This is a genomic window from Pusillimonas sp., assembly GCF_044464525.1.
In the GTDB taxonomy this organism is placed as follows: domain Bacteria; phylum Pseudomonadota; class Gammaproteobacteria; order Burkholderiales; family Burkholderiaceae_B; genus Pusillimonas.
Genome location: NZ_JBIQLE010000029.1, coordinates 1 through 19479, shown reverse-complemented (window position 1 = coordinate 19479; position 19479 = coordinate 1). Strand labels below are relative to the sequence as shown.

The 19479-nt window shown below is 59.9% G+C and carries 12 protein-coding genes; 4 read left to right on the top strand and 8 right to left on the bottom strand.

Annotated elements, in window-relative coordinates; genetic code table 11:
• Positions 1-92 precede the first annotated feature (92 nt).
• Positions 93-953 (bottom strand): peptidoglycan editing factor PgeF, encoded by an 861-nt coding sequence (gene pgeF, locus ACIY1O_RS14135; RefSeq protein WP_397475740.1) that lies wholly within the window; start codon positions 951-953, stop codon positions 93-95.
• Entirely contained in the window at positions 941-1903 is a 963-nt protein-coding gene (locus ACIY1O_RS14130; protein WP_397475739.1) for an RluA family pseudouridine synthase, read from the bottom strand. The genes pgeF and ACIY1O_RS14130 overlap by 13 nt, the downstream gene beginning before the upstream one ends.
• Positions 1904-1976: 73 nt before the next feature.
• On the opposite strand from ACIY1O_RS14130, the gene ACIY1O_RS14125 reads away from it, so the two are divergent.
• The gene (locus tag ACIY1O_RS14125; protein ID WP_397475758.1) at positions 1977-2798 is read left to right on the top strand and encodes an outer membrane protein assembly factor BamD; all 822 of its coding nucleotides are present in this window, start codon (positions 1977-1979) and stop codon (positions 2796-2798) included.
• A 575-nt stretch (positions 2799-3373) separates the two neighbouring features.
• On the opposite strand, the gene yoaA is transcribed toward ACIY1O_RS14125, so the two are convergent.
• Positions 3374-5362, bottom strand: coding sequence for a DNA repair helicase YoaA (gene yoaA / locus ACIY1O_RS14120; RefSeq protein WP_397475738.1), 1989 nt, complete (start codon positions 5360-5362; stop codon positions 3374-3376).
• Between the two features lie 111 nt (positions 5363-5473).
• Here yoaA and ACIY1O_RS14115 point away from each other — a divergent pair, with 111 nt between their 5' ends.
• Positions 5474-7855 carry a Tex family protein gene (locus ACIY1O_RS14115; RefSeq protein WP_397475757.1) on the top strand — a complete coding sequence of 794 codons (2382 nt, stop codon included), beginning with the start codon at positions 5474-5476 and terminating at the stop codon, positions 7853-7855.
• Positions 7856-7866: 11 nt separating this feature from the next.
• Positions 7867-8385, top strand: a complete 519-nt coding sequence (locus ACIY1O_RS14110; RefSeq protein ID WP_397475737.1) for a hypothetical protein — start codon at positions 7867-7869, stop codon at positions 8383-8385.
• Between the two features lie 58 nt (positions 8386-8443).
• Here the strand turns inward: ACIY1O_RS14110 and ACIY1O_RS14105 are convergent, their stop codons facing one another.
• The 5 genes from ACIY1O_RS14105 to ACIY1O_RS14085 all read right to left on the bottom strand — a co-directional run bounded on the left by ACIY1O_RS14105 (position 8444) and on the right by ACIY1O_RS14085 (position 16619).
• A complete protein-coding gene (locus ACIY1O_RS14105; protein WP_397475736.1) occupies positions 8444-9772 on the bottom strand; it encodes a tryptophan--tRNA ligase in 1329 nt (442 codons plus the stop codon).
• 20 nt (positions 9773-9792) lie between these two features.
• Entirely contained in the window at positions 9793-10884 is a 1092-nt protein-coding gene (gene zapE, locus ACIY1O_RS14100; RefSeq protein ID WP_397475735.1) for a cell division protein ZapE, read from the bottom strand.
• A gap of 75 nt (positions 10885-10959) precedes the next feature.
• Positions 10960-12387 carry a dihydrolipoyl dehydrogenase gene (gene lpdA / locus ACIY1O_RS14095; protein WP_397475734.1) on the bottom strand — a complete coding sequence of 476 codons (1428 nt, stop codon included), beginning with the start codon at positions 12385-12387 and terminating at the stop codon, positions 10960-10962.
• 118 nt (positions 12388-12505) lie between these two features.
• Positions 12506-13720, bottom strand: a complete 1215-nt coding sequence (gene odhB, locus ACIY1O_RS14090) for a 2-oxoglutarate dehydrogenase complex dihydrolipoyllysine-residue succinyltransferase (protein WP_397475733.1) — start codon at positions 13718-13720, stop codon at positions 12506-12508.
• A 28-nt stretch (positions 13721-13748) separates the two neighbouring features.
• The gene (locus ACIY1O_RS14085; protein ID WP_397475732.1) at positions 13749-16619 is read right to left on the bottom strand and encodes a 2-oxoglutarate dehydrogenase E1 component; all 2871 of its coding nucleotides are present in this window, start codon (positions 16617-16619) and stop codon (positions 13749-13751) included.
• 284 nt (positions 16620-16903) lie between these two features.
• Between ACIY1O_RS14085 and ACIY1O_RS14080 the strand changes: the two genes are divergently transcribed.
• Positions 16904-19201 (top strand): NADP-dependent malic enzyme, encoded by a 2298-nt coding sequence (locus ACIY1O_RS14080; protein ID WP_397475731.1) that lies wholly within the window; start codon positions 16904-16906, stop codon positions 19199-19201.
• The last annotated feature ends 278 nt before the right edge of the window (positions 19202-19479 follow it).

Below are 19479 nucleotides of genomic sequence, written 5' to 3'. Positions count from 1 at the left end.
AAGTCAGTGTCAATCAGGGTAAGTCGCTAGAGCCCGTCAACACTTGATTAGCGCAAATATACGCTAGGGAGCCGCCGGCCGATTCCCCAGGGTCAAGCGGCGCAGTCCAACCAGGCCAACGTCGCCATCCGACCCGTCATTCCGTCTCGGCGATACGAGTAAAAAAAATCGGGACGCGCATGCGTGCAAAGCCCGCAGGTCTCTACCTGGCCGACACCCGCTCGGCCAAGGCGGTGGGAGGCAATGCCGGCAAGGTCGGCCTGCCATCGCTGCGGCCGTCCCGGCGTAAAGCAGGACGCCGTCCGGGCATCCTGATCGATGAAGACCTGGCGCACGTCGTCGCCAACCTCGAACGCAGCCTGCCCGATGGCCGGGCCTATCCATGCCCGCCACGATGAACCGGCCGGGGCACGCCGACGCAGGGTCGCCAGCGTGTTCTCGAGTACGCCTGCAGCCAGTCCGCGCCAGCCGGCGTGGGCCAACCCCACCACCTTGGCACGTTCATCGGAAAGCAACACAGGCAGGCAGTCTGCGGTCATGATGCACAACACACGGCCCGGCACAGAACTAACGACGGCGTCCGCCTTCGGATGCGTGACCGTGGACGGCCGGCCGCCCTCTTCCATCCGGCCCAGTCCAGCCGCTCCGACGGGCGGGAATTTATCCGCGTCGACGACCTCGACGCCGTGCACCTGACTGAGCCATAACGGAGCCGTCGGCAACGTGGCCACCAGTCGATCGCGATTAGCTTGCACCGCCAAAGGGTCATCACCCACATGGTCGCCAAGATTAAAGGTGTCGTAGGGCGCGGCACTGGCTCCTGTTGCGCCGTCCGCTGTTTCCGGCCACGCCGCCGCCGACCCAGGCCGCATGCGCAAAGTGCAAAAATACCGCAGGCCCGGCCACGGGCTGCCCGTCACGACCGGCAGGCCCTGCCAGCTCATGACTCCCATGCCACCTCCTGGAGAACTTTATTAAAGTCGGGCGGCGGCGGCGCCTCGAAAGACAGAAGGCGATTGGACCCCGGTTCATCAAAGCTCAGGCCGCGAGCATGCAGCATCTGCCGCTGCATGACCTCCAATGTTTTTCCGCCATAGAGCACATCGGCAACCAGGGGGTGCCCGATACTTGCCATGTGCACCCGAATCTGATGCGTACGGCCCGTCTCGAGTCTGCAGATCACCTCGGTAACGGCGCCTCCGGGATCAAGGCGGCCGGCGCGCTGTGGCTCGTAGTGCGTAATGGCTTGCTTGGGCGCAATGGGGCGATCGGTCGACATGCGCACCGGCACCCGCACATCGCGGCCAATGGCCGCGTCGACTGTGCCTCCGGCGACCAGCCTGCCGTGCACCAGGGCAATGTACTCTCGGCTGACTGTACGCGCCTGCAACTGCCTGACCAGATGAGTCTGAGCCTGTTCATTGCGAGCCACGACAAGCAAGCCCGAAGTATCCTTGTCGAGACGATGGACGATGCCCGCACGCGCGACCTGGGCAAGCTCTGGAAACCGATGCAGCAAGCCGTTGAGCAAGGTGCCCGTCCAGTTGCCCGCGCCCGGATGTGTCACCAGCCCAGCCGGCTTGAAAACAACGATCCAGTTCTCGCCCTGGCCGACAACGCCGAACTCGACCGGCTCGGGCGAAAAGGCCATGGCATCGGGTGGAGGTTGGCGCCATACAGTAAGCTCGTCTCCCGGCCCGACGATTTGTTTGACGCGCCCCGCCACGCCATTGACCAATACGTGCCCACCTTCGATCCAGCCTTGTAAACGGCTGCGGGAATGTTCGGGGATCAGTCGGGCGAGAACCTTGTCCAAACGCTCGGGCCGTGCATCCCAGGGTTGCCGAAAACTCTGCGGCCCGGGCGCGGTTAAACTATCTTGATCGATATTTGTGTCAGGCATGGCGACAAATCATATAATCTGCCTGCATGCTAACACCAAGGACTCATTTGTGACTCGCTCCGACCCCCAACCATTGCGCTTTTCCAGTCTCAAAAACTGGGCGCGCACCCTCGGCGCCCTGGCCATCGTTCTTGCCGCCGCCGGCTGCGGTTCTTTCAAGGGCGACGTTGACCCGACCGCCGGATGGAGCGCAGAACGCCTGTACGAAAGTGCGCGCACCGAGATAAGCGATGGCAACTGGAACGACGCCCGTACGCGGCTCGAAGCCGTTGAAGCACGCTATCCGTTTGGCGGCTACGCCCAGCAAGCCTTAATGGACCTTGCCTACGTCAACTGGAAAGACGACGAACCCGAGCAGGCGCTGGCGGCAATCGATCGGTTCCAGCAGCAATATCCCAACCACGCCGGCACCGACTACATGTTGTACCTGAAGGGGTTGATCACCTTCACGCCGCCCAGTGCTGTGTTTTCGCGCATTACGCGCCAAGACCCCAGCGAACGTGACCCTAAAGGCCTGCGCGAATCATACGAGGCGTTCAACGAGCTTATTACCCGCTACCCCGACAGCCGATACACTGAAGATGCCCGCAAGCGCGTAGCGTGGCTGGTGACTACGCTGGCCCAAAACGAAGTTCACGTGGCCCAGTATTACTACGAGCGCAAGGCCTACCTGGCAGCGGCCAACCGGGCGCAAACCGTAGTCACTGATTTTCAAGGTGTGCCCGTGGCCGAAAAAGCTTTGTACATCATGTATTTGTCGTACGACAAGCTCAATATGCCCGACCTGCGCGACGACGCCAAACGGGTACTCGACGAGAACTTTCCCGACACCAAGTATTACGAGCAAGGCCTGGACGAACCGGTCAACGCCTGGAATCCGATGAACTGGTTCTAACGTAACGATATTGTTGTTGCCGGCTTGAGCGGCGCCGTTCTTTGTTCTTGAGCGGCGCCGTTTTGTTTTCTTGCTTGGCTATTATTGGAGTTCTTGCGGGGCCGTTACTGAGTTCTTTAGCCGCCGCTGGAAGGGAAATAAGCCTGGGCCGGGCGGTCGGGCGGTTTGCGGCAGCGCCCTCCAACGTCCGGCCCAGGCTTATTTCCCTTCCAGCGGCTCAGGTTAGCGTAACTGCGTAGGTCGGCGTACTTCTGCCGGTCATTGTCAGCCGTTGCTGCAAGCCGTTGTGGTGGATGGTGTTTTATCCGGGCGTTGGAGGGCGCTGCCGCAAACCGCCCGACCGCCCGGGTAAAACACCATCCACCACAACGGCGCTTAAAGACCCAAACTCAAACTAGCCCAAATTCAACCAAAGCCAAATACGAACTCGACCAAACACAACTTTGGCCAGATACGCACTTGACGAGACCCAATCTTGACCAAACACAATCGCGACCAAACACGCAATCCCACAGCTACGCTATCGATCAAGCAACAGCGGGCCCGCCCTTTGCCAACGCTGATATAACAGTCAGTCAATCAGGCTTACGAGCCCCATAAAAAGCCAGCGCCTGCTCAGGATCGCGGGTACGCGCAAAAGGCGGCAGCCCTCGCCACAATAGCCGCCCGTAGGGCTTGTCGACCAGGCGCGTGTCGCCCACCATCAGTACTCCCCAATCGCTTTCCGAACGTATCAGGCGGCCCGCGCCCTGCTTTAGCGCAATGGCCGCTTCGGGCACCTGGTATTCCATGAACGGGTTTCCGCCGCTGCTGCGGCATTGATTCAAGCGTGCCTCCAGCACAGGGTCGTCAGGCGGCGCAAACGGCAGCTTGTCGATGGCGACCAGTGTCAAGGCGTCGCCCGGCACGTCGATGCCTTCCCAGAAACTGGCGCTGCCCACCAGCACCGCGTTTTGTCCTGCGCGGAAACGTTCGAGCAAAGCGCGTCGCGAACTGTCGCCCTGCTTCAGCAACAGCCGTTCAATGCCGCGATCTTCGAATTGCTCTTCGAGCAGTTCGGCGATCCGGTCGACCGCCCGAAGCGTGGTGCACAAAACCAGAACACCGCCCGGCGCCACTTCAATCAGCGGCGCCAGCACCTCGACAAATCTCTGGTTGAAGTTCGGATGACTGGGCAGCGGCAAATTCTGTGGAACAAGCAGCAAGCCCTGGGTGGAATAATCGAAGGAAGACTCCCAGCGCAGCGTCTGGGCGTCCCACAGCCCCAATTGGCGCTGGAAGTGCCCGAAATCCCCATGCACAGACAGTGTGGCCGAGGTCATGATCCAGGTCTGTTCGGGCCGCCGGTAGCGCGAGAAAATTCGCGCCACGGACAAAGGGGCGCTGTGCAAACGCATGTGATGAGTGCCCGCTTCGACCCAGCGAACGGAGGCCTCGTCCTCGTCGGATCGCTCTAGCGCGTTGTGCCCTTGCCGGTCGGGCTGGCTCCATTGAAACAGCCGCGCACGCAACTCGAGGCAGGAATTGGCGGCAGCCGCCAGATCGGGATGTTTGTCGGAAACCGCTTTCAATAGTTCCGAGGCTCGATCCATGGCTGCTAGCAAATCAGCCAGCGCTGCGTCGAACTCGTCCGCGTTGGGTAGGGCATCGAAGGTGGCCTTGCGCCCTGGCAGCTTGTCGAGCGCGGCGGTGGACAGGCGCAAGGCGCGCGCTGCCTGCTCGACCGCCTTGCCGGCCTCGCTCCAGTTTGTTGCTTCGCGCGCTTGCGCCAGGCCCGTCGCCTCGATTACACGTGCCAGATCGAGCAATTGATGCGACGACACGCTGACACCCAGGAAGCGAGTGGCGATGTCGGGCAGCTGGTGCGCCTCGTCGAAAACCACCATGTCCACTGAGGGCAAGAGGTCGGTGATGCCCTCTTCACGCAAGGCCAGGTCGGCCATGAACAAGGCGTGGTTCACCACCACCAGATCAGCGTCCTGGGCTTGGCGGCGCGCCTTGAGCACGAAACAATCGCGCACATGAGGGCACTCCTGGCCCAGGCAGTTCTCGCGCGTCGACGTGACCCGATTCCAGATATCCGCATCTTCCGGCACCTCGGACAGCTCAGCGCGGTCGCCGCTGCGTGTATTCTGGGCGAAAACTTGAATCCGGCGCAACTGGCTCACTTCGGAACGCGACTTCAGGGCGCGGTCGTCTCCAGACAAGCGCTCCAGATGATAGTGGCACACATAGTTGCCCCGCCCCTTGAGCAGGGCGACATCTATGGGAAGGGCCAATGCCTCGCGCAGCCGTGGCAGATCGCGACGAAAAAGTTGATCTTGCAAGGTGCGCGTGCCCGTCGACACGAGCACCTTGGCATTGCTGAGAAAAGCCGGCACCAGATACGCCCAGGTCTTGCCCGTGCCCGTACCCGCTTCGGCGATGAGGGTCGAGTGATCGTGCAAGGCTTGTCCTATGGCCTGGGCCATTTCCATCTGCGCCTGCCGCGGCCGGAAACCAGCCACCTTCTGGGCGATGGGCCCCTGCTCGGAAAAAATCTCGGTAAGCTCTTGCGACAGCATCGGGAACGCTTCTTTACAATAAATGTTCGACCCACAGGGGATAATACCCGGCCCGCGGGCGTTTGAGGCCCGCCATGTGGCAAAATGTCCTGCTTGAATCTGTTTTACAGTTTGGACATGACAAGTATCACTGCAACCTCCGCGCCCGACACTGCCGACCAAGGCAAACCCGAACACATTATTGCGCTGCTGGCGAACGAACTGGGCGCCAAGCCGCATCAGGTGGCCGCAGCGATCGAGCTGCTTGACGGCGGCGCCACCGTTCCGTTTATTGCTCGCTACCGAAAGGAAGCCACGGGCGGCCTGGACGACACGGTGCTGCGTAACCTTGAAGTGCGGCTGATCTATGTGCGCGAACTGGAAGAACGCCGCGCGGCGGTGCTGGAATCCATCGAGCAGCAGGGCAAGCTCACTGCCGCGCTGGCGGCCGATATACGTGCGGCGGACACCAAGCAACGGCTGGAAGACCTGTACGCGCCCTATAAACCCAAACGGCGCACCCGCGCGCAAATCGCGCGCGAAGCGGGGCTGGAGCCCCTGGCTGACGCTATTGTAGCCGACCCCTCTTGCGACCCGGTCGTCCTGGCGGCTGATTACATCAATCCAGAAGCGTCGATCAATGATGCCAAGGCAGCGCTTGACGGCGCACGCGACATCCTTGCCGAGCGCTATGCCGAGAACGCCGATCTTCTGGCCGATCTACGCGAGCACCTGTGGAGTACCGGCAGGCTGTATTCCAAGGTTGCCGACGGCAAAGAAGCCGAAGGAGCCAACTTTCGCGACTGGTTCGATTTCAATGAAACCCTGCGCACCTTGCCCTCGCACCGCGTGCTTGCTCTGCTTCGAGGCCGTCAGCAAGGCATGCTTGAATTGCGCCTGGGGCTCGACGCCGAACTCGAAGCCCAGACGCCCCACCCTTGCGTGACACGTATTGCACGGCGGCTTGAGCTGGACGTCGACTTCGCCGTCGATGCGGCGCCGCGCAAGCGCTGGCTGGCCGAAGTGTGTCGCTGGACCTGGCGCGTGAAGCTGCTTACCGCCTTCGAAACCGAACTGATCGGCCGCTTGCGCGAGAATGCCGAAGCCGAGGCGATCAGAGTGTTCGCGGCCAACCTCAAAGACCTGCTCCTGGCGGCCCCCGCCGGCCCCAAGGCGGTCATGGGGCTGGATCCGGGCATACGCACCGGTGTCAAAATCGCCGTCATTGATCCCACCGGCAAGCTGCTGGATACCGCCACCATCTATCCTTTTGAACCCCGGCGCGACCGCCAGGGCTCGATTAACACCCTGGCTGCGCTGGCTGCCAAGCACTCGGTAGAGCTCGTTGCCATCGGCAACGGCACCGCTTCGCGTGAAACCGAAAAACTGGTCGGTGATATGCTCGCTGCCATTCCTCAGCTTGAATTGACGCGCGTTGTCGTGTCCGAAGCCGGCGCATCGGTTTATTCCGCCTCTGAGCTGGCCGCCCAAGAATTTCCCGATTTGGATGTCAGCCTGCGCGGCGCCGTATCCATTGCCAGACGCTTGCAAGACCCGTTGGCCGAACTCGTCAAGATAGAGCCCAAGGCCATCGGCGTGGGGCAATACCAGCACGACGTCAATCAGCGCGACCTGGCCCGATCACTCGACGCAGTAATCGAAGACTGCGTCAACGCGGTCGGAGTCGACGTGAACACGGCCTCTGCACCGCTGCTCAGCCGGGTGTCGGGGCTCAACTCGCTGCTTGCACGCAATATAGTCGCCTGGCGTGACGAAAACGGCGCCTTCGCCAACCGCAAAATGCTGATGAAGGTGTCCCGCTTCGGAGAAAAATCATTCGAACAGGCTGCCGGGTTCCTGCGCATTGCGAACGGCGACAATCCGTTGGATGCTTCTGCCGTCCACCCGGAAGCCTATCCCGTGGTCGAACGCATTCTCAAGAAGATTAATGCCGATGTCAGTCTGGTCATGGGCAAGCAAGCTGCCCTGAAAGGCATTTCGCCATCCGAATTCACAGATGAACGCTTTGGCTTGCCTACAGTTCGCGACATCTTCGCCGAACTTGAAAAACCCGGCCGCGATCCACGACCCGAATTCCAGACCGCCCAGTTCAAAGAAGGGGTCAACACGCTTAACGACCTGCATGAAGGAATGATTCTCGAGGGCGTGGTCACCAACGTGGCCAACTTTGGCGCCTTTATCGACATCGGCGTGCACCAGGACGGCCTGGTGCACATTTCGGCCTTGGCCGACCGATACGTAAAAGATCCACGCGATGTTGTGCGCGTGGGCCAGACCGTGAAGGTCAAGGTGCTTGAAGTGGACATCGCCCGCAAGCGGGTGGGCCTGACCATGCGCCTGAATGACGACGGGCCGCCTGCAGCGCGCCGTGGCGCCGGCAAGCCCGAAAGCCGGCCAGAGCGTCCACGCGGCGATCGGACACGCCAAAGCGGCCGCGATAACGGGCAGGGCGCGGGCGCCATGGCGGCCGCTTTTGCCAAACTCAAGCAATAGGAGCAGCGCGCGTGGAACAGGAAGATATCCAGCACAAGCTCGCCAAGCTGGTCGAACTGCTAAGCTGCCACGACCTTGACGCGCACGAGGTGGAAGCCATCGTCTTGCTGTGCATGCAGGCCAGGCAAGAGCCCGCCCGCACCCTCGCCGACAACTATGGCGAGGATGCCTCGCAAATAGAGCAATACGACCCGGCGGGGGTCACGGCTTTTGTGATCTTCACCGAGCTGGAAGACTATTTTGCCGTCTCGGACACGGTTGACGAGCTGCACGAGCAGGTGATAGCCGCTTTCGAAACGCCTGCGCTGCCCGAATATCCATACGAGGACAACGAGTTTGAAACCGTCATGGATTATTTCGCTTGGCTCGACGAACAGTTGCTCGCCCATCACCCCAAATACCGCTTGATCGAGTTCGGGCAAAGCTATACCCACGACTTCCAGACCATATTGGTATTGCGCGACACAGTCGACCAGATTCTTGCCCTGTGCAAAGACCTTGGGATTCTCGCCCAGCCGTGTTCCGCTTGATGCAAGGTATTTTGGGCGCACGCCTCACCGACGATGAAAAGCGTGTGCGCAGGGCTCGCTAAAGCTGAGCCAGCGTCGCATGCACCTTTTGCAACCGCGCTTCGTCCAGGCGGCATACCACGACGCCATCAAACGTCAGTTCGATTGAGCCTTCTCGATGCTGCACGGCCTCGGCGGGCAGACCCTGCTGCAGGCGCTTGATCATCATGCCGGCCGCTTTGGGATCGTCGAACGGCTCAGAAAGGAACACGTCGCTTCCGTCAGCGTCCTGCAGGCGGAACCTGAAGCGACCATCGTCGTCACGGAAGCTGACGAAACGGGCGTTCTTGCCGGCCGACGCCTTCGCGGCCACGCCCTTGGGCGCGCCTGTGGCTTGCGGACTGCGCAAGCCCACCGCCTCGCGTAAACGCTCCATCAATGGCGCCGCCAGTTCGCGTGCTTTGAGCGCGCCAGCCTGAAGAATGTCTTCGATGCGATCCGGATGCGCCATGAGCTCGTCGTAACGAGCCCGCATCGGGCCGACCTCTTGCTCGATAAGCTCGAACAGCTGTTGCTTGGCATCGCCCCAGCCCAGACCTTCTTCAAGTGCGCGCCGAAACGCGAGACTTTGCTCGGCCCCGGCGAACGCCCGATAGAGGGTGAACAGATGCGAACCCTCGGCATCCTTGGGCTCGCCTGGCTGCCGCGAATCTGTGACGATGCGCATTACCGCCGCCCGCGTTGCCTTTTCACCTCCGTCGAAAAGCGGAATGGTGTTGTCGTAGCTTTTGGACATCTTGCGCCCATCCAGGCCGGGCAACGTAGCCACGTCATCGTCTATCTGAACTTCGGGCAACACGAAGAAGTCTTCGCCCCGCCCGTAAAGATGATTGAAACGCTGCGCGATATCCCGGGCCATTTCCAAATGCTGAATCTGGTCGCGACCCACAGGCACTTTGTGCGCATTGAACATGAGAATGTCTGCGGCCATCAGTACGGGATACGAAAACAGGCCCATGGTGACGCCGTCATCCGGCTCTACACCTTTGGCCGTATTCTGGTCCACGGAAGCCTTGTAGGCATGCGCGCGATTCATCAGGCCCTTGGCGGTGACGCAGCTAAGCATCCAGCACAGCTCCGGTATTTCAGGCACGTCGGACTGGCGATAGAACGTGACTTTGTCAGGGTCAAGGCCGGCGGCCAGCCAAGTGGCCGCAATCTCGAGCCGCGAGCGTGCAACACGCTGGGGATCATCGCACTTGATCAACGCATGATAGTCAGCCATGAAATAAAAGGCATCGACATCGGGCCGCAGGCTGGCCTCGATCGAAGGACGGATCGCCCCGGCGTAGTTGCCCAGGTGCGGCGTACCGGTGGTGGTAATGCCGGTCAGTACACGGGTAGTCATAGGTATGAAGCTGTCAAGGTTTACAGGTCGGCCGTTTCGCGGCGCTCGGATTCAAGATATTCGCGCGACTGCATCTCGATAATGCGCGACACTGTGCGATGAAACTCGTTGGACATCGGGCCGTCAGTATAGAGCTCATCGGCGGGGCATTCGGCTGACATCACCAGCTTGACCTTGTGATCGTAGAACACGTCGATCAGCCAGGTGAAGCGTCTTGCAGCAGAAGCATCGCGCGCTTGCATCTTGGGAACATCGGACAAAATGACGGCTTGAAAACGACTGGCCAGGTCGAGGTAGTCATTTTGCGAACGCGGCCCATCGCACAAGGTGGCGAAGTCGAACCACACCACCGTGCCGCTTAGCGCAATGGCTTTCAGCTCGCGGTTCTCGACCGTAAGCACGGGCTTTAGCGCCGCAGTATCGGCAAGTCGATCAAAAACCACCCGCAATTGCTCATCGGTATCCTTTCGGATGGGCGTCAGGTACAAAGGCACTTGTTCAAGCGTGCGGCGCCGGTAGTCTACGCCGGTATCCACGTTGAGGACGTCAAGCCTGTCGTAAATGAGCTTGATCGCGGGCAAGATGCGGTCACGGTGCAAGCCGTCTGGATACAGGCCCGAGGGTTCGTAGTTGGAGGTCATGACGAACGATGTGCCATGCTCGAACAACTTGAACAGCAGCCTATGCAGAATCATGGCATCGGCCACGTCGGAGACGTGGAATTCATCAAAGCAGATCAGACGGTAGCGCTTGGCGATGCGGCGCGCGACCTCGTCCAACGGGTCGGCCTGGCCGCTGACCTGGCCCAGCTCGCGATGAACACCGCGCATGAACTCATGAAAATGCAGGCGTCCCTTGCGCTTGAGCGGCACGGTTTGAAAAAAGGCATCCATCAGGAAGCTCTTGCCGCGCCCTACGCCGCCCCACATATAGACGCCACGAGGAATGTCCGGTCTTTTGAACAGCTTGCGCAGCGGCGAAGATCGGGCTTGCTTGTACAACACCCATTCATCATAAAACGCCTGCAAGCGTTCTATTGCCGCCATTTGCGCCTCATCAGGCTGGTAACCCCGCTCTTCGAGCGCCTGATGATAGTATTCACGAACATTCATTAAAGATGGAACCTATAAGAAAGAAAAGGGGGCGGCATGCCCCCTTTTGCTCTGCTGTTGACGATGAGTCGCGCCTTAGAAATTGAGAGTGCGCTTGTCGACCGCCAGAGCAGCTTCCTTCATGGCCTCGGACAAAGTCGGATGAGCATGGCAGATGCGAGCGATGTCTTCGGCAGCACCGCGGAACTCCATAATGGTGACCGCTTCAGAAATCAATTCAGATGCCATGGGTCCGACGATATGGACACCCAAAACTTCGTCTGTCTTGGCATCGGCAAGCACCTTGACGAAACCAGTGGTATCGCCCAGCGCGCGCGCCCGACCATTGGCCATGAACGGAAAGCTTCCGGCCTTATAGGCCACGCCTTCTGTCTTGAGCTGCTGCTCGTTACGCCCCACCCAGGCAATCTCGGGCGACGTATAAAGCACGTTGGGTATGACGGCATAGTTGACATGGCCGTGCTGGCCCGCGATGCTTTCCGCCACCGCCACGCCTTCTTCCTCGGCCTTATGCGCCAGCATCGGACCACGCACGACGTCTCCGACGGCCCAGACGTTGTTCAAGTTCGTACGGCAGTCGTCGTCCACCACGATGAAGCCGCGTTCGTCCAGTTTCAGGCCGACAGTTTCAACACCGAGGCCATCGGTATGAGGAACGCGGCCAATGGAAACAATGAGGCTGTCAACGGCCATTGACTGTTCGGCGCCCGATGCATCGGTGTAGGGTACGGTTACTGCCTTGGATGTGGTCTTGACCTCGCCGATCTTGACGCCGGTCTGGATATTGAGACCTTGCTTGGTGAACGCCTTAAGCGCTTCTTTGGCTACCTGCTGATCGGCCACGGGTAGAAAATCGGGCATGGCTTCCAGAATGGTAACCTCGGCGCCCAGACGGCGCCAGACGCTGCCAAGCTCCAGGCCAATGACTCCGGCGCCGATAACGCCCATTTTCTTGGGCACTGCAGTTAGGCGCAGCGCGCCATCGTTAGACAGAATTTTCTTTTCGTCGAACGGCAAACCGGGCAACTCGCGCGGAGCAGAGCCCGTGGCCACGACCACGTGCTTGGCGACCAGGTCTTCGTCTGAAGTGCCCGAAACCTTAATCGACCATCCACCGTCGACCTGGGCTACGAAAGAACCCTTGCCGTGGAAGAAAGTAACCTTGTTCTTTTTGAACAGATAAAGAATGCCGTCGTTGTTTTGCGTGACGACGGTGTCTTTGCGCCCGATTAGAGTGTCGAGTTTTAGACCCAGGCCCTTGACCTCGATGCCGTGCTCGGCGAAGTGCGAACCGGCCTGCTCGTAATGTTCGGACGATTGCAACAACGCCTTGGACGGGATGCATCCCACATTGGTGCAGGTGCCGCCGGGCGCCGGCTTGCCGTCGCTGGTGGACCACGCGTCGATACACGCGACAGACATGCCCAATTGCGCGGCTCGAATGGCGGCAATATAGCCCCCGGGGCCGGCTCCAATTACCACTACGTCGAATTGTTTAGCCATTTTATGTACTCAATGAAATAGGATGCGACCGCCCAAGCCCCCTGGCCCCGCCGACGCAGGCGTCGACGCTTGGACAGGGATACATGAGGCCGGGCATGGTGGTGAAAGTTGCGGGTGCTTAGATGTCCAGCAACAGGCGCTGCGGGTCTTCCAGCGCTTCTTTCATGGCGACCAGGGCCAGTACAGCCTCGCGGCCATCGATAATGCGGTGATCGTAAGACAGGGCCAGGTAGTTCATCGGACGGATGACGATCTGGCCGTTTTCAACCACAGCCCGCTCTTTGGTGGCGTGGATGCCGAGAATCGCCGATTGAGGCGGGTTGATGATGGGCGTGGACAACATCGAGCCGAACACGCCCCCATTTGAAATGGAGAACGTACCGCCGGTAAGCTCTTCGAGTGTCAGCTTGCCGTCGCGGGCGCGCGCCCCAAAGTCGGCGATCTGCTTTTCGATCTCGGCGATGGAAAGCTGATCGGCGTTACGAAGAATAGGCACCACCAGGCCTCGTGGGCTGCCCACGGCAATACCAATATCGAAATAGCCGTGGTAGATGATGTCTTTGCCGTCGACCGAGGCATTGACCACAGGATATTTCTTGAGCGCAGCCACGGCCGCCTTGACGAAGAACGAGGTAAAGCCCAGCTTGACGCCGTGCTCTTTCTCGAATTTGTCCTTGTAGTTGGCGCGAAGATCAAGTATGCCCTGCATATTGACTTCGTTGAACGTGGTGAGAATGGCGTTCTCGGCCTGCGACTGCAGCAGGCGCTCGGCCACACGAGCGCGCAAGCGGCTCATGGGCACACGCTGCTCGGGGCGTCCATCGAGGGACAGCGTTGGGGCGGCGGGTGCGGCAACAGCCTTCTTGGGCGCGGTGTCGGCGGCCAGCGCGTCGCCCTTGGTGACGCGACCGCCACGGCCGGTACCGTCAACGTTGGCCGGATCGATGCCTTTCTCGGCGAGAATCTTGCCCGCGGCGGGTGAAGCGATGGCCGAAGCCGGCGCCGACGCTGGAGCAGCCGCGGCGGCAGGCGGGGTCTCGGCCGCCGGAGCCTCCGCCGGCGCGGGCGCGGCAGGCGCCGCGGTGGCTTTGGCTTCCGTATCAATTCGGGCCAGCACTTCGCCCGAGGTAACCATGCTGCCGTCAGCCTTAACGATTTCGCTCAGGACGCCCGACGTCGGGGCGGGCACTTCAAGCACCACCTTGTCGGTTTCAACTTCGATGAGAATTTCGTCGGCCTCAACGGCTTCGCCAGGCTGCTTCTTCCAGTTGAGCAGCGTGGCTTCGGAGATAGACTCGGAAAGCTCTGGTACGAGAACTTCAGTAATTGCCATGGTGTTTTTCCGTAAAGATAAATGTTCGTTATTTGGTCAGCATGAAGCCTTTGTATTTGGCAGCCATGGCCTGCTCGAGCAAGCTGCGCTGCTGCTCTTGGTGCTTGGCCAAGTAGCCCACCGCCGGCGAGGCCGAGGCGCTGCGCCCGGCATAGCCCAAGCGCTGACCTTCAACCATATTCTCGTACAAATGATGTTGAATATAAAACCAGGGCCCCTGGTTTTGGGGTTCGTCCTGCACCCAAATGATTTCTTTGGCGTTGGCGTATTTTTGCAGCTCGGCCTGGAAAGCCTTGTGAGCAAACGGATAAAGCTGCTCGATGCGCAAAATGGCAATGTCGGAACGACCCGCATCGGCACGCGCGTGGACCAGGTCATAGTACACCTTGCCCGAACACACGAGCACGCGATTGACTGCCGCGGCGTCGATGGTGTCGTCTTGTTCGCCAATGACGAGCTGGAACTGTCCCTCGGCCAGATCGGCGAGCGGCGACGTGGCGTCTTTGTTGCGCAGCAGCGACTTGGGCGTGAAGATGACCAAGGGCTTGCGGAACGGCCGAATCATCTGGCGGCGCAGTACGTGGAAGATCTGCGAGCCGTTGGTGGGCTGCACCACCTGCATGTTGTTGTCGGCGCAAAGCTGCAGGAAACGCTCGATGCGTGCGGACGAGTGCTCGGGGCCCTGACCTTCGTAGCCGTGCGGCAGCATCAGGGTAAGACCGCACTGACGGCCCCACTTGGCTTCACCCGACGAAATGAACTGGTCGATTACGACCTGAGCACCGTTGACGAAATCGCCGAACTGAGCCTCCCAGATGGTAAGGGTGTTGGGCTCGGCGGTGGCATAGCCATATTCAAAGCCCAGAACCGCCTCTTCGGAAAGCACCGAATCGATGACCGTGAACGGAGCCTGTTTCTCGGATACGTTCTGCAGCGGAATGTAGGCTCCGTCGTTCCAGCGGTCGCGCTTCTGGTCGTGCAACACCGCATGGCGATGAGTAAAGGTACCGCGACCGGAGTCTTGTCCGGTCATGCGTATGGCATAGCCGGACGCCACCAGCGTGGCGAATGCCAAGTGTTCGCCCATGCCCCAATCGAGCCTGGCTTCGCCACGAGCCATCTTGAGCCGGTCGTTGAGCAGCTTGTTGACCAATGGGTGCACCGTAAACCCTTCGGGTACGGTGGTGAGCTTTTCGCCGATGCGGGTAAGCTCGGACAGATGCACGCCTGTGTCGGCGTGGTCTGTCCATTTGGCGTTCAGGAATGGCGTCCAGTCGGTTGCGTACTTGTTCTTGTAGTCGGTAAGCACCTGCTCCACAGTGCGCTTGCCGTCTTCCATGAGCTGACGATAGCCCTTGACGAGGTTGTCGGGTTCGCCTTCGCTCATGACTCCTTGCGCCACCAGCTTTTCTGCATAGAGCTTGCGAGTGCCCGGGTGCTGGCCGATACGCTTGTACATCAGCGGCTGGGTCAGCGAGGGGGTGTCTTGTTCGTTGTGGCCCAGCTTGCGGAAACAGACGATGTCAACGACGACGTCGTGCTTGAATTCGCGGCGATAGTCGAGCGCCAGTTGGGTAACGTAGACAACCGCCTCGGGATCGTCGCCGTTAACATGGAACACAGGCGCTTCGATCATCTTGACCACGTCTGTGCAATACAGCGTGGAGCGGGTATCACGTGGATCGGAGGTGGTGAAGCCGATCTGGTTGTTGATGACGATGTGCACCGTGCCGCCGGTGCCGTAACCACGCGTCTGCGCCAGGTTAAGGGTTTCCATGACCACGCCCTGGCCCGCGAAGGCCGCGTCGCCATGCACAAGCACCGGCAGAACCTGGCTGCCGTCGGCATCTGCGCGGCGGTCTTGGCGGGCGCGAACGCTGCCCTCTACCACCGGGTTGACGATTTCAAGGTGGGACGGGTTGAAAGCCAAGGACAAATGAACCGGGCCGCCACGCGTGGAAAGGTCGCTGGAAAAACCGTTGTGGTATTTGACGTCGCCGTCGGTAAGCGCCTGGCTGTGCTTGCCTTCGAACTCGGCAAACAGGTCGCTGGGCATCTTGCCCATGATATTGACGAGCATATTGAGGCGGCCGCGGTGGGCCATGCCCACGATGACTTCCTGCACACCGTTATCGCCCGCGTGGTTCACGACCTCGTCCATCGAGACGATGAAGCTTTCACCGCCTTCGAGCGAGAAGCGCTTTTGCCCCACGTATTTGGTATGCAGATAACGTTCGAGGCCTTCGGCTTCGGTTAGTTGCTGCAAGATGCGGGTTTTGCGTTCGGTGGAGAATGCCGGGACGCCAACACTGGATTCCAGGCGCTCTTGGATCCAGCGCTTGGCGGCCGGATCGGAGATATGCATGAACTCGGCGCCAACCGTGCGGCAATACGTATCACGCAACGCCTTGAGCAGGTCGCGCATGGTCATGGTGTCGGCTTTGGTGAAATACGTATTTGTAGCGGCGTAGACCTGGTCCAGATCGGCTTCGGTCAGGCCATAGAAGGCGGGATCGAGTTCCGGGATGCTTGGGCGCTCTTGGCGCTTGAGCGGATCGAGATCGGCAACGCGCACACCAAGGGTGCGGTATGCAGCGATTAAGGTTTGGACATACACCTGCTTGCCCGCAACCGCGAGATCGGGCTCTTGCAAACGGGCGACGAACGCATTGGACTTGGCGCGCTGTGCGAAAGATTCGACGATGGGGGCGTGAGCCTGATCGCGAGTGGTTTCCTGGCCGTCAGTGGCAGGCTGATGCTGGAGCTGATCGAAGTAGGTGCGCCATTGCTCTGAAACCGAACCGGGATTGTCCAGATAAGATTCGTAGAGTTCCTCTACATATGGGGCGTTGCTACCAAAAAGATAAGAGTTAGTTAAAAGTTCTATTTCCGATGACATATAAACGCTTCACCTATCCGAGTGTCTCACTCGTTATGATGCAGGACAACCTTCCGCGACACGGCCGGACCGGTTAGCGGATAGCGGGGGGCAGAAGGCAACGTGTACGACGCCTTGTGATCAGCCGTAGTACGGATAGTATACCCACAAACCCCTATTGTGTAACGTGAAACCCAGCGGGTTTTGCCTATAGACCCAAAAGCGTTGACGATAACTAACACTCGGCGGGTTACATTATCACGCAGTACACTTACTACTTGAATAAAACAGGAGTCACACTCACCATGGATGCCAACGCGGACCTTTCAAAACTGGCGCTGGACTATCATTCGTCCCCTATTCCGGGCAAGATTTCGGTCACGCCCACCAAGACACTGGCGAACCAGGACGATCTTTCTTTGGCCTATTCGCCCGGCGTCGCGGCGGCCAGCATGGCCATCTATCAGGGCGGCGATGAAGCCGCAGCCATGTATACGTCACGCGCCAACTTGGTGGGTGTCATTACCAACGGCACGGCGGTATTGGGCCTGGGCAACATCGGACCGCTGGCCGCCAAGCCTGTCATGGAAGGCAAGGGCTGCCTGTTCAAGAAGTTTGCCGGAATCGATGTCTTCGACATCGAACTCAATGAAAACGACCCGGACAAACTCGTCGACATCATCGCCGCGCTGGAACCCACTCTGGGCGGTGTCAACCTGGAAGACATCAAGGCGCCCGAGTGCTTCTACATTGAAAAGAAGCTGCGCGAGCGCATGAAGATACCCGTCTTCCATGACGACCAGCACGGCACCGCCATTATCTCGGCCGCCGCCATTCTCAACGGCCTGAAGGTAGTCGGCAAAGACATCACGACGGTCAAGCTCGTCTGCTCGGGCGCAGGTGCGGCCGCCATCGCCTGCCTGAACCTTCTGGTCAGCCTGGGCGTGCCGCGCAACAATATTTTCGTGGTCGACTCGCGCGGCGTGATCTTCGAGGGCCGCGAAGAGAACATGGAGCAGACCAAGGCGGCCTACGCTCAAAAAACCACTGCTCGCACCCTAGGCGACGTTTGCCAGGATGCCGACGTATTCCTGGGCGTTTCGGCGCCCGGCGTGCTTACGCCCGAGATGGTCAAGACCATGGCTGATCAGCCGCTTATCTTGGCCTTGGCCAACCCGGAACCTGAAATCCGCCCTGAGCTGGCCAAGGCGGCGCGCCCTGATTGCCTCATCGCCACCGGGCGCTCCGACTATCCAAACCAGGTCAACAATGTCCTGTGCTTCCCCTTCATTTTCCGCGGTGCGCTCGACGTAGGCGCCACCATCATCAACGAGGAAATGAAACTGGCCTGCGTGCACGCCATCGCAGAGCTAGCCGAAGCAGAGCAAAACGACGAAGTGGCCAACGCCTATGCAGGCCAAGACCTGACATTCGGCGCCGAGTACATCATCCCCAAGCCGTTCGACCCGCGACTGATCGTCAAGATTGCCCCCGCGGTGGCCCAGGCGGCCATGGACTCCGGCGTGGCAAGTCGGCCCATCGCCGACATCGAGGCTTACCGCCAGAAGCTCATGAGCCTGGTCTACCACACAGGCCAGCTCATGCGGCCGCTGTTCATGCAGGCCAAAGATGCACCCAAACGGGTCATCTATGCCGACGGCGAAGACGAGCGCGTGCTGCGCGCCGTACAAGTCGTGCTGGACGAGCAAATCGCGCAGCCCATACTCATCGGACGCCCCGCCGTCATCGAGATGCGCATCAAGCGATTCGGCCTGCGGTTGGCTATCGGCGAGAACATCGAAGTGGTCAACCCGGAAGACGACGAACGCTTCAACGAAACCTGGAGCGGATACTACAAGCTGCAGGGCCGCAATGGCGTCACGCCCGAAATCGCGAAGGCAATGGTGCGCAAGCACAATTCGCTGATCGGCGTAATGCTGCTTCAACGCGGAGACGCCGACGCCCTGCTTTGCGGCGTGGCCAGTCGTTATGATAATCAGCTTCGCTATGTTGACGAGGTCATTGGCTTAAGCGATTTGGCGCATGGCTATGCAGCCATGAATGTACTGATGCTGCCCGAGCAGACGCTGTTCATTTGCGACACTCATGTCAATGAGAACCCTACCGCCGAGCAAATCGCCGACATGACAATCCTGGCGGCGGCCGAGGTGTTGCGCTTTGGGGTAATGCCGAAAATCGCATTGCTCTCGCACTCGAACTTCGGCAGCCGGGTTACCGAGTCGTCCAGGAAAATGGCCGAGGCGCGCCGAATCATTTCCGAGCGCGCCCCTCACCTCGAGGTGGACGGCGAGATGCATGCTGACGCGGCGCTGTCTGAAAAAATCCGCCTCAAGGCATTCCCCGATTCGACACTCAAGGGGCCGGCAAATCTTCTGATCACGCCCAACCTGGACACGGGCAATATCGTGTACAACATGCTGAAGATGACCGGCAGCAATGGGGTGGCCATGGGGCCGGTACTGCTGGGCGCTGCCCGCCCGGTGCACATTCTGACCACCAGCGCCACGGTGCGCCGCATCGTCAACATGACGGCGCTGGCCGTGGTGGATGCGCAGCAAGAGGCGGGGCAAGTGCAGTTGTAGTTTGCCACCGCTGCTAACGCAGCACAGCGTATTGAAACCGGCAAGGCTTTGAAGCTTTGCCGGTTTTTTCTTTTCTGCGCAGTGTCGTTGGTGCGTGTTTTATAGCTGGATCGTAATTGAGTTCTTTAGCGCCGGCGGCTGCCGGAGAGCTTAAAACCGGTCGCATCCGGCGGTCCGGCTACGCCGGACTACCCGCGTCTACCTCGTACGCGCGGGCGGCGAAAGAACTCGTATATGGACGCCTCCTGTTTGCCAAGTAATCTTTTGCCGCTGAGGAT

Bases quoted from the DNA above. Each gene is read 5' to 3' on its own strand.
- pgeF (WP_397475740.1), bottom strand. From the start codon at position 953: ATGGGAGTCATGAGCTGGCAGGGCCTGCCGGTCGTGACGGGCAGCCCG.
- yoaA (WP_397475738.1), bottom strand. From the start codon at position 5,362: ATGCTGTCGCAAGAGCTTACCGAGATTTTTTCCGAGCAGGGGCCCATC.
- ACIY1O_RS14085 (WP_397475732.1), bottom strand. From the start codon at position 16,619: ATGTCATCGGAAATAGAACTTTTAACTAACTCTTATCTTTTTGGTAGC.
- lpdA (WP_397475734.1), bottom strand. From the start codon at position 12,387: ATGGCTAAACAATTCGACGTAGTGGTAATTGGAGCCGGCCCCGGGGGC.
- ACIY1O_RS14130 (WP_397475739.1), bottom strand. From the start codon at position 1,903: ATGCCTGACACAAATATCGATCAAGATAGTTTAACCGCGCCCGGGCCG.
- ACIY1O_RS14105 (WP_397475736.1), bottom strand. From the start codon at position 9,772: ATGACTACCCGTGTACTGACCGGCATTACCACCACCGGTACGCCGCAC.
- ACIY1O_RS14080 (WP_397475731.1), top strand. From the start codon at position 16,904: ATGGATGCCAACGCGGACCTTTCAAAACTGGCGCTGGACTATCATTCG.
- odhB (WP_397475733.1), bottom strand. From the start codon at position 13,720: ATGGCAATTACTGAAGTTCTCGTACCAGAGCTTTCCGAGTCTATCTCC.
- zapE (WP_397475735.1), bottom strand. From the start codon at position 10,884: ATGAATGTTCGTGAATACTATCATCAGGCGCTCGAAGAGCGGGGTTAC.